The 14,597-nt window shown below is 41.7% G+C and carries 11 protein-coding genes; all 11 read right to left on the bottom strand.

Going from position 1 to position 14,597, the window contains the following annotated elements; genetic code table 11:
- The gene (gene betI / locus L3V38_RS00780) at positions 1–591 is read right to left on the bottom strand and encodes a transcriptional regulator BetI (RefSeq protein ID WP_237118085.1); all 591 of its coding nucleotides are present in this window, start codon (positions 589–591) and stop codon (positions 1–3) included.
- A gap of 401 nt (positions 592–992) precedes the next feature.
- Positions 993–3,623: an MMPL family transporter gene (locus tag L3V38_RS00775; protein WP_237118084.1), complete on the bottom strand. Its 2,631-nt coding sequence runs from the start codon at positions 3,621–3,623 to the stop codon at positions 993–995.
- 12 nt (positions 3,624–3,635) lie between these two features.
- On the bottom strand, positions 3,636–4,460 hold the full coding sequence (locus L3V38_RS00770) for an outer membrane lipoprotein-sorting protein (protein WP_062569627.1): 825 nt from the start codon (positions 4,458–4,460) through the stop codon (positions 3,636–3,638).
- Positions 4,461–4,469: 9 nt separating this feature from the next.
- Positions 4,470–5,669, bottom strand: a complete 1,200-nt coding sequence (locus L3V38_RS00765; RefSeq protein WP_237118083.1) for a DUF1302 family protein — start codon at positions 5,667–5,669, stop codon at positions 4,470–4,472.
- Positions 5,657–6,424 carry an SDR family oxidoreductase gene (locus L3V38_RS00760; protein ID WP_237118082.1) on the bottom strand — a complete coding sequence of 256 codons (768 nt, stop codon included), beginning with the start codon at positions 6,422–6,424 and terminating at the stop codon, positions 5,657–5,659. Before L3V38_RS00760 ends, L3V38_RS00765 begins: the two co-directional genes overlap by 13 nt.
- Positions 6,425–6,427: 3 nt before the next feature.
- Entirely contained in the window at positions 6,428–7,189 is a 762-nt protein-coding gene (fabG, locus tag L3V38_RS00755; protein ID WP_237118081.1) for a 3-oxoacyl-ACP reductase FabG, read from the bottom strand.
- Positions 7,189–10,041: an aminotransferase class III-fold pyridoxal phosphate-dependent enzyme gene (locus L3V38_RS00750; protein ID WP_237118080.1), complete on the bottom strand. Its 2,853-nt coding sequence runs from the start codon at positions 10,039–10,041 to the stop codon at positions 7,189–7,191. Before L3V38_RS00750 ends, fabG begins: the two co-directional genes overlap by 1 nt.
- Positions 10,028–11,014, bottom strand: coding sequence for a hypothetical protein (locus tag L3V38_RS00745; RefSeq protein ID WP_237118079.1), 987 nt, complete (start codon positions 11,012–11,014; stop codon positions 10,028–10,030). The genes L3V38_RS00750 and L3V38_RS00745 overlap by 14 nt, the downstream gene beginning before the upstream one ends.
- Positions 11,007–12,281: a beta-ketoacyl-[acyl-carrier-protein] synthase family protein gene (locus tag L3V38_RS00740; protein WP_237118078.1), complete on the bottom strand. Its 1,275-nt coding sequence runs from the start codon at positions 12,279–12,281 to the stop codon at positions 11,007–11,009. Before L3V38_RS00740 ends, L3V38_RS00745 begins: the two co-directional genes overlap by 8 nt.
- Positions 12,274–13,341 carry a beta-ketoacyl synthase N-terminal-like domain-containing protein gene (locus L3V38_RS00735; protein WP_237118077.1) on the bottom strand — a complete coding sequence of 356 codons (1,068 nt, stop codon included), beginning with the start codon at positions 13,339–13,341 and terminating at the stop codon, positions 12,274–12,276. The genes L3V38_RS00740 and L3V38_RS00735 overlap by 8 nt, the downstream gene beginning before the upstream one ends.
- Entirely contained in the window at positions 13,335–14,585 is a 1,251-nt protein-coding gene (locus L3V38_RS00730; RefSeq protein WP_237118076.1) for a beta-ketoacyl-[acyl-carrier-protein] synthase family protein, read from the bottom strand. The genes L3V38_RS00735 and L3V38_RS00730 overlap by 7 nt, the downstream gene beginning before the upstream one ends.
- Positions 14,586–14,597 lie beyond the last annotated feature (12 nt).

The following is a 14,597-nucleotide window of genomic DNA, read 5'->3' as shown; positions in this document are numbered from 1 at the left end:
TTAGGCTCCATACTGTTTTATCAGTGAACGAATGTAGTCTTTAGCTAATTGCTCACAATGTTCGAATTGATCTTGGTCTGACTTACTTAATACGGCTCTTAGCCATAAACCATCGATCATGGCTGCACTTAACTCAGCAGCTAAGTTGGCATCGCTATCGCTCATTAACTGTTTGAATGAACTTAATAAGTTACTAAATAAACGTTTACTATTTACGTTTTGTAAGCGATGCAACTGGGCGTCGTGCATTGAATGCGCCCAAAAGCTCAACCAGGTTTTGGTGTTATTGCTTTGCTGCTGAATGCGCGAAAAGTTTGCTTCAACGATAAACATTAATCGTTGCTCTGGGCTGGTCTGCGCCGTTACTTGATTCATCAGAGCTTGCTTTAAACTCGTCAATAAATAACGCACAGTGGCTTCAATTAAGCCCTGCTTACCACCAAAATAATGACTGATAATGCCAGACGACAAGCCTGCCTTTTTACTAATGCTATTTATGGTGGTGCCTTGCAAACCAAGCTCTGCAACCGACTCTATTGTGGCGTCAATTAACTGCTGACGACGAACAGGTTCCATTCCAACTTTCGGCATAATTTTTTATTGATTGAACGTTCAATTAAAATAAAGGTTAAGGTAATCATCTTGGCAATTCAAGGTTGACAAATTGTAAACAACAACAAAACGGCATCACTCACTTCAGCTAAGCGATTGTTATTAGGCTTATTATTCGGGATATAAAAAAGTTCTAAATTTTTTCAAAATTAAGATTAAAAAGCATGAATTATGGCCAAATCATGTTAATAACGAGATTTTTATTCTTTTCGCAGACACTATGAGATAGCACTTTGTATGTTGCTAAATTAGGCTAATTTGGTAAGTGTAGTTGCTGTGCCAGAGGTATGCACAATGCACTCAAAAAAGTACTCCATCGATGCGCTTTCGCTATTATTAAACGAAAGCGCAACGACAAAGTACGTGGGTAGATTAAAAACTTATGTTCTGGCCTCATTCATTACGGCCATTGTCCTGCTCAATTGCGATGCGTTTAACTGGTCTTTAAAGAACCACGGCGCAAATAAAGTAATAACAAACAGCGTGACTAAGCCACTAATGAGCAGCGATAAACCAACTAAGGCTCCTAGGTCGATAAGGGCTTGATGCTGTGAAAATAATAACGCGATAAAGCCAATACTAAACACTAAGACATTTGCAATAATTGCGCGACCACTTACTCTCATTGCATTTACCAGCGCATGATTGATTGTAAAACCATTCTTAATTTCATGCTGAATTCTTAATATATAATGCACTGAATAATCAACAATCCCCAGTACTAAGAATGAAATAATGGCAGTACCAATATTTAGCTCAATATTTAACAGCGTCATAAGCGCAAAGTAGATCATCACCGTTGATAATAACGGTAGTGTTCCAGCTAAACCAAGACGTATCGATCTAAACCAAGCCATCATCACAAGTAAAACAGTTAATAATGCTATCGATGCACTGACCGTTTGACTCTTAACCAAGGCATCTAACACCGCGGTCCAAATAATAGGGGAGCCCGCGTGGGTAATGGTGACACCCTCTGGTTTATTTGCTTCGATCCACGGTAAGGTATGATCTAAAAATGCTTGATAATCATTAGCCACCGTGGTCCCTAGCGTATAGAGTAATACTGTTTTAGAGAAATCTTCACTCAATACATTCGTTACATCTGAACCACCACTATTTTCAAACATAAGAATAGACTGCCTAATAATGTCGCTCCCTGAAATGCTGATCTCATAGGGCTCTTGTGTGTCTTCATCAATCTCAATAAAGCGTTCAACATCTTCTGGTAGACGGTTATATTCAGGGTTAAAATCATTAAGCGTGTAGTTTATTCGTCTCACATAACGTGCCAGAGAATAACTATAGTTCACTGTTTCATGCTGATGGATATGCTGCTCTAAACGGTCAATGAAGTGACTGATTTCAACTGTTAAAGCGCCATTATCTTTGCCGGTATCTACTTCGATCCAACCAGGGCTCGTGCCTGCTATATGATTATTTATAAAATCATCTGAGATACGAAAATCACTTTGTTTTGGAAAATAACCAGAACCCATGTCGTCAACTCGAACCTTTGACGCTAAAAAGCCAGACCCAATAAATAAGCCAATGAAAATGACTGTAAACATTTTTCTATTTGCCATGACAGGCGTCAGTGCAGCGACTAATAATCGACTTATAAAGTACTTTTTACTAACGTCACTACTACTTTGCGCGTGCTGCTGTTTAAAAATGTCTTTTTTCGGAAAAAGAGCCAGTAATGCAGGGATTAATAAGAGTGAAATAATTAAGGCTACAAACATACCGAATGAAATGAATAACCCAAAGTTTCTGAGGCTCTCGATACTTGATGAGGTTGACACAATAAACGTTAAACACGTTGTAATTGTCGTTAAAACAACAGGAGAAGCCATGAGTATCATTGCACTGCGAATTGCAACTAAGCGTGATTTAACAATCTTTTTCTGATGATAATACTCAGCCATGACATGAATGGCATCCGATAAACAAATCGTGATTAGAAAAACAGGTAAAATAGCCGTAATTACATCCAATGGAGCGTTTACCACAGCCATCATACCCATGGTCCATATGGTACACATCACAACATTAATTAACGGGATAATAACCCCTAAAATAGTTCTGAAAAATACAGCTAAAATAACGGTTATCAACAGTAGAACAATGGGTAGCAAGGTCGCAAAATCATGGTCTATTACCTGCTTTTGAGCTGCAAAAAAGACTGGCACACCACTAATATAAATATCGTCTTTTAACTCTGGGTGAGCAATTTGATAATCTGCAACCAGTTGCTTGAATGCCTCATAGGCGCGCACTTGCCCTGTTGCATCGTCTTCTAAAATACTTAACTCAACAACAATAAGCGCGACTTTGCCATCTGGAGAGATTGGGCCATATTCAATTAACTCATTATCTATGACTGCATTTTTTACAAACTCGATATCTTGATTTCTCTTATTCACCGTTTCTTGTGCGAACATAGTGCCGTATTCGTCTAAAAATACATTTTCAGTCGACGACAATCCTGCCATTTCTCTTACAGGGTCTACTCGCTCGGCAAACACACTTAAGTTACGTTGCTGTTTAGCTGTTAACTGCCACTCAACTGCGCGATTAAGCAACTCACGCGCAATCAAGCCATCACTTGGGGTCATACCATCTGCAAGAATTTCATCAATACTTGCCACTAACTCGCTATTTTCAGGATGATCAGCTTTAAGATCTTGAAGCATTTGAGCATCTGTTTCATCAACATAGTTCATTCGCTCTGCGGCACGAGATAAGTCAAAAATAGCGTTAATTGATGCCTGATTAAACACCGTATCTTCGTTATGCAAAGCGATCATGACAGAGTCATATGTTCCGGTAAACTCATCGCGCAAATCAAAAATAGTACTGCGTGCAGGGTGATCTTTAGGTAAAAAGTAAGGGTTGTTATCCTCACTGAGATTAGCCGAAGCGATAAAAAAATAAACGGTAATAAGCGACAATATCGCCAGTATCGATTTTGGATATTTAAAAACAAAATCTAGGTATTTCTCTAACATTTCAGTGTCCTATTATAACTCAGAGATTTTAGTTAACTCTGCGACATCGCTGTCTTTTATGCCTCTTTTAAGCTTTGATTTTCTAAAAATTGCATCATCAACACCTTGGTTATAAAGGGTTTCATGAAATAGAAAAGTGCTCTTTTTATTCTCTACAAAGTTGCTCATCGTAGATGCGGTGATGGTCCATATGTCTTGTACTTTCTCAACCTTATCGATATCTAACTGCTTAAAAAGAATACCTTTTGCGTCATAGTACTGCTGTTTAAGAATTAACTTTCTTTGTTTATCAACCCACGTAACCAGTTTGTAATAACCTGACTTATTAATCACATCCTGAGACTTCGGCTCTCGCTCGATGACATAGGTTTCAACACCATCTAGCATGTCAGTTTTTATAACTTTTGAGTCAAAATCTGTTACACGTAGCTTATCGAGGTCGTAATAAGAATATTCACTGCCCATAAATGCACCGCGTTTATCAGTAGCAGAAATACGCCTTACTTTTCTAAATGCAGGCAAGTACATCCACTGTTCGTCTTCTTGAGCAGTCCCTTCTTCGAAGCTACGCATCAAAAAGCTAATATCTCTCACATCCGCAGGAGCTTTTATGGCGAGCACCATTACTTCGTCTTTTTCGATATCCTTTTGCAACATGTAAAACTGACGCTGATTAAGCACGCTATCTTCACTTAGAGTGCGGAGCGTCACTGTTGATAAATAGTCTTTGCCATCATTACGATCACGCACTTGTTGTAAGATTTTATCTGCATCTTCAGCATACGTTGCTGCACTAAATACAATACTCATTGAGGCTAAAAAGCATGTTAGTTTCATTTTCTCTCCTTAAAAATAATAAGTTGCAGCTAACCAAATACGATCACGCTGCTGCTGGGCACCTAAGTAGTTTTCTTGATCACCTTCAATAAGATCGAGATTTAGCTTTAAAACCCACTGTTGATTAGGTTTATAAGTTAACTTAAGTTGAGATAGGGCTCCGCCACCCTGATTGTCGAGGTAACTGACTGCTGCGCGAATATAGAGCTGATTGGCAAAGAAACCTCTCTCTGCGGAAGCAGTGTAAATGGGTGCAGATTTTGGAATAAGATAAGAGGGCTGCCATCCATTGAGGATGCGGTCAGTAAACTGTACCGTAGTCGTCCAGTCTTTATAGCGGTAATCAAGCCCTATTAAGGCTTCTAGCTTGTTAACGTTTTTAAAAGATAAGTCACTGTCATTCACTGTGTAATTATCAAAATAAGCAAACTCAGTCCGCAGCACAAATGCATCTATGGGTTTGCTTAAACTCGTACCAAGCATAGAGAACTTTTCATATGAATAAAGCGTGCGCTCGCTTGGCGACAAAGTGACGACAGGATCATCTTGATACCCGTGAAAAGCATAAAGGCTAACATCTGTGGCTAACGCGAATGTACTGTAACGTAAGCCTAATTCATATTTACCCCACTGTGTCTGCTCACTATTGGGGTAATAATTATTACCGAACTCGGCTCTGGATGCAGGGTACTCACTACTCAGCTGTTGAAGCGTGGTGATAACGTTTAGCGTGTCACCATTTTCATACTCATAATCAAGCTTGAACATTGGCACAGCTAATCGGTAATCATCTATATCGAAAAAGATAAAGTCTTTATAATCTAATGGGTTAATAACATCGACAACCCGTAAGTCATCCGCTTCACCCCATACAACTTTCTGATAACCAAACGACCAAAAGCGATTACTTATTTCACCGGAAATATACGCTTCTTCGATAATTGCTCGCGATTCATATTGGTCTTGAGCTTCAATACTGAAGCGATCATTGTTGTTATACACAAAGTCATGCTCGACTCTTCCGTCAAAAGTGAAATCTATATTTTCTGTGCTAAATTCCAGCTTTGTTGCTAACTCGACTCTTTGCTCAGTTGCATAATGTTCTGAGACGTTATAGCCAAAGCTGGTGGTTAAATTAGGTTGAATATATAAGTTTGCATAACTACTCGCGCTAGCACTGCCCATTACGATTAATGCTAACCACCGCATGAACTGCCTCCATCAATAATCAGAGATTGCGCAGTGATCATGCGCGCCTGTTGCGAACATAAAAAGTAAGCACTGTCGGCAATATCGCTACTTTGCACATAGGCACGCATCGGTATACGTTTTTTTGCTTTTCGCATTACCTGGTCTAAGGTCGAGCCAACCATATCAGCCTGCTTTTGCAGCTCACTTCTTAAAAGCGGTGTATCAACATAGCAAGGTAAAATAGCGTTGACACGAATACCATGCCTTGCCCAGTCCATTGCCAAACCTTTCATCATCCCTAACTGCGCATGCTTTGAACTGCAATAAGCTGTGTTTCGAAGGTTGCCCATTTTTCCTAGGATTGAAGAGATGAATAAAACCGCGCTTCCCTTTGCTAGCTTATTTTCACATTGAGCAATAATTGACTGACAACTAGTGACATTGACATCCATTACACGGGCAAAAATATCCCGTTCAGAAATTTCGTTCTCATCGGCAATACCATGGCTCAATACAATGGCTTCTAACTGATTCAGAGGTTGCAGCGCATCAGTTAGCTGCGAGTAATAGTCTTGGCTTGTTAAATCGGCAATGATTGCAATAAAAATAATGTCTTTATCACGGTATTTATGTCGCATTTCATGTAACTTCACTTCATCTTTATCAAGTGCGATAACATAGCGACATCCCTGCTCTATAAACTTATCTACACACGCTGCGCCAATACCGTTAGCAGCTCCTGTTACAAGTACTGAATTAATTACGTTTTCCATTTCTTACCTTAACAACATCCCGCCATTAACATTAAATACTTCCCCTGAAATAAACTCAGCCTGTTGGCTTGCCAAATAGGCAACCAACGCACTGATATCTCGGGGCTTCCCAAGTCGCTTACTTAACAGTTTCGACTTTGCTTGCTGCTCATTTCCTTTTAGTAAATCAGACACCATATCTGTTTCAATGATGCCAGGAGCAATACAGTTGACCCGTATATTTTTTCGGGCAACTTCCACAGCAAGGGCTCTTGTAAAGCCCTCAATACCCGCTTTACTTGCAGCGTAATTTGTTTGCCCTGGGTTGGGTTTAGTTGCTGAAATCGATGACATGTTAATAATGCAACCTTGCTTTTGTGGCAGCATTATCTTGAGCGCCGCTTGCGCACATAAAATAGGCGCAATAAGATTCACGTGAATAACCTGTTCAAGCTCTTCTTGGCTCATCATTGCAAGGAGGTTGTCTTTCGTAATACCGGCATTATTCACAAGTAAATCCAAACCAAACTGTGCTGTGCTTAAGCTATCAAAAAAGCTGTTTATGCTTTTAGCATCAAACAAATTTAACGGTTGGCAAAAGACCTTAGCGCCCAAAGCAACAAGCTCTTCATGTAAATTACTCGCGTGAATTTCATCCCGAAAGCCAAATGCAATGTCATACCCTTGCGCTGCTAGATGTAGGGCTATGTCACGACCAATGCCACGAGTTGCTCCTGTAACACAGGCTAAAGGGCGCGCTTTAAAATTATCTAAGTGCTGAGTCATTACATTGACCCCTCATTTTTACTTCCGGCTAGGGTAAATCCGTGACGTGAAGCCATCGCTAAAATTTCATCGACTTGCGATTTGCATAAATCACCATAAGAGTAATGTTGCTGGACACCTTCTAAACCTAGAATCACAGACTCAGCCATACATGCATATATTTGCCCTTGGCTAAGATAAGCACGTGCTCTGCCATCAAGAGACTCTCCATTTGGCGTACCAACAATTCCACCGCGAATACAGGTTATATCTGGGCGTAGCGCCAAATCATTCTCACTTAAGTTATGTGGAATAGAGACATCACAGATAAGGGCATTTTTGGGGAGCTTTTGCACATCTAAAATAGCTTCAGATGCATTAGTGGCACACATAATAAGTGAGCAGTCATAGGCCTCACTGATGTCATCGGCAATAACAACAAGCCCTTCTTTACTTTGACTAAATAATTCAAATAACGCAGCGGGTAAATCTACAGGTGCCGCTGCTTCATCAGCCAACCATTGTTGGCATTTGGGGTGTTCAGCCACCACTTTAACGATTCCTGTAAGCGGAGCTTGTGATTTCACCATCTGCCAAATATCGCTGTAGATTTTATATGCCGCTTTTAGTAGGCGCTTTTTCGACCCCATTCGAGCGCTTCCAATCAACACTAACTGCTGGCAGTGCTCAGTCATAATTGTGGCGTAAACTGAGCCAATATTTCCTGCTGAGCCTATCACCGCGACTTTATCAATCTGCATATCGTGGCTTTCAATATGCTCCAGTACTGCGAGTTTCGTCATCCCCACCGTCAGTGCATTACCCGACGTTAAGGCAATATCTGTTGCGCGGATAGACTTACAATTATTGGTCACAACAGACGTAAACATCCCAAAACCTGCCACACTACAGCCATCTTGTTGTGCTGTTTGCGCGCGCTCACTCACTGCACGTCGAATAGCATCAAGCTCATTATTTTCTAACATGACACTAATTTGTTCTGACGTGACTGATAAGGGATACAGGATAAAATCCACCGTTTTACCCGTTACCGAAGTCATTCTCATAGGCGGGAACGGCACGACTCGCCAGTCAAAACCTAAACGCTCAATAAGTAGCTTTGCCTCAACATCAGGCACTCCTTCCATTGCAGGGTCGACTTGCCAAATCCAATCGGCAGAGATTAGGTGGTTTACAAAAGCCACTTTAACGTCAGCGGGTGTGTGGGTTTGAGCTAAATTGGCATAATATGCTCGGTAATCAGCAAGCTCTGTACGCGAAGAACGCACCTCTGCCGAGGTCGTTAGATGCTTTAAGAAGTGATAGCTATCTTGGTTTTTTAATACCTCACATACATCATGCAGGCCAGCAATAAGCTGACTCAGTTCTTGTTCTGTTATATGAATTGTTGGTTCTAGTCGTAAAACATTTGGCGCACTAGAAGATGGCGCTACACGGATATTATAATTATTAAATAAATACCCAGTAATCATGTAGCCCATGAAACCCTGATACACGATTGATTTTAACCAAATTGAATCAAGCGGCATGTCGGCATTAAACTCAATACCGATGAGTAAGCCCCTACCGCGTATGTCTTTAATAATATCAGGATAAATATTTTGTAGTTCACCAAGGCGCGCTTTAATTGCTTCACCTTGCTGCTTAATGGCTGCCAATAAATTTAAGTTTGGATCATAAAGCTCGTCTAAAAATGCAAGCGCGATGTTGGCACTGTGGTCATCTTCGCCAAATGTTGAACTTTGAATGATATCAAAACCCGCTTGATACTTGCTTTTGCATATCGCAACAAGGCCTATTTTAGCAACCCCGCCCGCAAGCGCTTTTGAAAGCACAATATAATCCGCTTTCAAATCAATCTGACTACCTGCAGTTAATGCCCCACAGCGACCTGAACCTGACTGAATTTCATCACTTATAATAGGACAACCAAGTGTTTGGCTAAGTTTTTTTAAACACTGACTATGTTCTGATGTTAAGCAATGAATCCCCCCCTCACCTTGTACGGGTTCGACAAGCAGTGCAGTAGCCAGTCGCAATGGTTCAATGCTAACTTTTACTGTGTGACCTTTGATTTTAGGCAGTAATAAAGTGGCATTATGCTTGTCGTTAAGCATAGCTGCTGCATAATCAAGTTCGTTTAACGGTAAAAACTCTGCTTGCACACCAAGGTGTGCAAATGGTGCCCGATACATCTCCCCATGAGTAAGTTGTATCGACGTCATCAATTTACCGTGAAATGCATTTTTAAGAACAATAAAATAAGGCTGAATATTTAACTGTTGCTCATTAAATTCTCCCACAGCAGTGACAAAATCACTCAGTGTTGCATCTTCGTTCAAATTTAACAGCTCTCGCTGCGCCACACTGAGTTCTAACTTACCTTCTGTTGGCAACCGTTTTATTTGTGACAGAGCAAATTGCATTTCTTCTATTAATTGCTGCGTTTCACTACGGCGTGCCATTTCAGCATGCTTAATGGCAACCTCTATCGATTCAGCCCCAGTACTTGTAAAAGAGAAATAAAAATCTTCCTGTTGATTATTTTCTTCTTTTAAAAGTGCATTTAATCGTTCAGCGAGTTTGCTCGCGGCATCGCGAACAGAAAACTGGTTGTGGAATGCAACTTGGTGCTGAAAGTTTTTCATCGCAGCATCTATCATACGAGGATGATTATGGCCAATTAACGCAGCACCATAACCACCAAGAAAATCAATAATAGCTTGCTCATTTCCTTGCTCATCTAAATAGAATAAGGTGCCTTTTTCTGCACGATGAAAAACTCTATCCAACCCCATCGCATAAATGCCATGGTTTAGTGATGGCTTACAATATTGACTATAACGATTCATTTTCAATCCTAACAAATGAGTAAAAACCAGCTTGGTCGCAATTCACACACACGCCTGTAGAGTGATTTTGTTTGCGAAGTGTTGATAAATTGCAGGCTACTGAGGTAACAATCCCTGGGCATATGTCCGAGCTGCTGTAACTATTAAGGTGATGGTTTGCGACATTACAAGAGGCTAATGCATCAGCTAAAAGACGATTTTTACCTTTAGCCGACTCAATGTAATAACTTAAAAAATGGCTTGGTTTAACGTATTCAGCTATGAGCGTATTTAATTGCTCAGTATTTAAATGATAGCCACTTGCTAAAATGCTTAGCCTTGCTATGGCTTTGTGACCTGTTTTTGAAAGCCACTCTTCGCTTGCCAAAATTAACGTAGTAGCACCATTTGTGACCTCTTCTGCCACTTCAGACTCAGTGTCTTGTAACCACTTCGCCAATGGGTCATTGCTATTTCCTGCAATTGCAACAATAGCGAGCTGACATTCACCAGCTTCAATGGCGACTATCGCTTCTTGTAATGCGCCAAATGCACCAAGTTGATCTCGAATAAACGCACATGCATCTCCATTTAATTGCCAGTTCAACCCCGAAATACCCAACAAGTTATTGTTCAGGGCATTGGTAATTAAAAATGGATTAACTCGCTCACTAGACCATAATGCTTTAAAGGTCTGGGCGGCTGAATCCGCGCTCTCGGGTAATGCCGCACTCAACTCTGAATAAAATGGGCTACCATAACCCGTTTGAGACGTGTATATACCAACCTCTGTAGCACGCTCAGCCAAACTGATATGTGCCAAAGCCTCTGAAGTGGCTGTTAATGAATTAATTGCAGCGGGTGCCATATAACGCTTAAGCTTACGAGGCACGGCAATGTGTTCTGGTTGGTTATCAAACAGTAAAGAAAATTCACTGTCAGCAAAACTACTCGCTACCCCAACCAGTGCAACAGAACTTAAATGACTATTCATAGTACCTCGCAATAGCTAACGACGCGTTTATTCCACCAAACCCGAATGAATTTGATAGCGCATGGTCAATGCTGGCCTCTCGCCCTTTCCCCATCACATAATCTAAATCGAGTCCCTCATCGGGTTGTGTTAGGTTAATGGTGGCTGGCATGAACTGATCACGAATGGCAAGGACTGTTGCAATTGCTTCTGGCGCACCAGCGGCCGCAATCCAGTGACCTATCATTGATTTTGTAGACGATACACTTAATGATGTTGCATGCTGACCGAAAACCGATTTAATTGCTTTTGTTTCAATGACATCATTTAAAGGAGTGGATGTACCATGAGCATTTATATACTGTACATTTTGAGCACCAATACCGGCACTTTGTAACGCCCCCTCCATTGCACTTATCGCCCCTAATCCTTCAGGGTGGGGAGCGGTGACTTTGTAAGCATCTAAAGAGCTACCGTAACCGGTAATTTCAGCATAAATATGGGCACCACGGGCCTTTGCATGCTGCTCACTTTCAAGTACCAACATGGCACCGCCTTCACCCGCTACTAGTCCTGCACGATCTTGATCGAACGGCCGACAAAGTTGATTCGCAAAACGCTGTGTTTCTGCTGTGGCACCTAATAGATGTAATGCAGATAGAGTACGAATGCTCAATACAGAATCAGCACCTCCGCATAACATGACCGATGCTTCACCTCGCTTGATTGCACGATATGCAAGACCTATAGCTTGAGTTGCCCCTGCACAGGCGCCACTCACATTGCAAATAAATCCTGACGTATTCAATTGTTCAGCCAAGGTGGTTGCCAATACATCATTGCTGCATCTAATACCTGAAAAACGCTTTATTGCCTGCTCTCGCTCAGCCAATGCATAGTTCATGATATCTGCTTTTGGCTGCTCAGCGAGGGCCAGTAATGATGCGTCATCAAGCTCAGGTACCCCACTACACACAGCAATCCCTGCTTGACTCAACTCATTTTCAAGACGTGCATCGTTAATTGCTTCTTTAGCGGCAATAAGTGCATAAATTGCACGTCTTTCGATGTGTTTTGGTAACTCAAAATCAACCAGTTCCTCTGCCACCAACGCTTGTGTATCTTGCTTAATTGTTGCACCGTGCTGAACAGGAAAGCCTTCAGCTCCAGGAGGATGCCAAGCATCAACGGCATTTTCACCTGCCTTTACAGCAGACCAAAATGAATCAACGCCAACACCAAATGGGCTAAGCACTCCCAGTCCAGTGACCACTACTCGATTAGTCATTGTTAGCCTCTATCAAAAACATTCCAAATTCAGCATGATCACCAAACGCAATCACGATAACGAAGCCCTGTTCGGCGTCATGCAAATAGCTCAATGCACTGTTGCACGCTATTGCTGTAGCCGCAGCCATGGTGTTGCCAACGTAACTATCCAATACAACCGCCCTGCTTTTAAGCTCATCACCTAATGCATGTAGCGTAATATCTTGTTGCTCAAGGTTTGCTCCAATGAGGATAACTTTTACAACGTGCTGATTTTCTATTAAAGGTGAACCCGTTATGCGATTAACCTGTTCAGTGAGTGCATGTGCATTATTTTGTAGGCGAGCTCGATATGCTTGACGCATAACACCTATCGCAGCGTGCTGATTTAAACGGGGTTCATCGCTGGCAATAAAAAAACTTGCCGCTTCACTTAGCCAGTAATTGTCTTGATTAGCCCAGATTGACTCATAGGCAAGTAAGGACCAAGGCGTTATCTTTTGACTCCCGCCACCACATAAAGCATGTTTCAAACGCCCTTCAGCAATCGCAAAGTAGCCCTCACATAGGGCATTTAAGCCCGCACTCAGTAATGGCGAAAAACTCATATTTTCACCAGTAATACCAGCCAATTGTGCAATATGGCTGGTAGCACTAGAGTTGAGTAACGCTAAACAAACAAGCGGCCGCCTCTCTTCTAACATTGCGGTAGCTAAGCACTCAGCTGTCGGTTCTTGAACGAGCTCAGGATTATCCTCTTCATCGCAGTCAACGGTTCCTAAACCGATAAATAATCCCGCTTTATTCTGTGGCTCATTAAAATAAGTTCGCCACGTTCTTACGCCACTTGCAATAAGCCAACGAGCTTGACGCTCACTGGTTTTACGTACCATGCGCTCAGCGCCAACATCCTTGAGATTTTCGTCTGCTAGCGTAGAAATAAAAATGGAGTGATTAATTAAATCAGCACTTTCAAAAGGCGTACTCATTAATCTGCCTTTATGAGTGAGTAGTGATTCTAATGATGTATTCTGCGCCAGCAGTGTCTCACCTTGAAATAAGTACACAGGCTTTAACATGCGCTATCCCTCGCTAAAACAATGCTTGTATTTACTCCTCCAAAACCAAACGAGTTACTAAGCAAATAATTGATTGCTTTAGGTGTCGCACTCTTCACAACACTCACCTTTGCATCATCATCGCCAAGGGATTCAAAGTTTAAGGTCGGCAGCATGACTTGGTTTTTTATACTCAATGCAGATAAAACCACTTCAATTGCACCACTCCCTGCCAATGAATGCCCTAACGCTGACTTTGTTGAAGTAACAGGCGTATGGCTGCCAAAGACCTGTTCAATAGCACGACTTTCAGCACTGTCATTACTCTTGGTTGAGGTACCGTGTGCACTAATATGGTCAATGTCCTCAGCACTGACACAGCTATTTTCAAGGGCTGCTTGCATGCACTGTGCATAAAACTTACCGCTGGGTTCAGTTGAGGTCATTTTATAAGATTCGGTACATCGATGAGCGCCGCAAACATATGCATAAATAGACGCACCTCTTTGCTTTGCCGACGCTTCACTCTCGAGTACAACAAAGGCTGCTCCATCAGCAAGCACGACTCCTGCACGATTGCTATCAAAAGGTCTTGATACTTCACTCGCACAATTAAATAATTGCGCTTGATTGAGCGCGCCTATGTTTTTGAAAAGCAACTGCATGACGGGCTGTGTTCCAAAATCGGCTGCACCACATAATGCGATATCTAAAGCACCACGTGAGACTTGCCTAAAACCAGAGATCAAACTTGATGCACCGGCCGCACAAGCATCGGCACAAGATGTCACTGGCCCACCAATTTCGAAGTGTTCAACCATATCCGCGACAACCGTTTGCGGATTGTAATAATCCACACTCTCTGGCGATTGATAGGGTAATTTTTCGCTTGCCGCTTTTTGTTGAGCAAGCTGATGTACTAGATCAACTGTTGGCAGTATTTTGTTAGTACCAAAATAAAGACCAGCTTGACGAAGTTGGTCTGGGTTTAAATCAGCATCTTTTACTGATTTAGTTAACGCATCAAATCCCGCAAATCCAGATGGTGCTACCCTAGTTTGATCAAGTGATGTGTACCGACTTTGCAGCTGAGTAACTTCTTCATCGCTAATACGACTACTGGCGACGCCCTCGATCCCCATTCCTTTTAAAATATGGTCATCTGTAATAAGAGACTGACCAGACTCTAAAGTTGCAAACAACGTATGAGGGTCTTGGTGATTTTTAACAGTTACGCCAATCCCTGTAATAACAACCTTGTGCATGAGTTTTCCCTA

The organism is Pseudoalteromonas sp. L1 (assembly GCF_021728095.1).
GTDB lineage: Bacteria > Pseudomonadota > Gammaproteobacteria > Enterobacterales > Alteromonadaceae > Pseudoalteromonas.
Note: the sequence above shows the minus strand (reverse complement) of the source record. Positions and strands in the feature narration are given on the sequence as shown.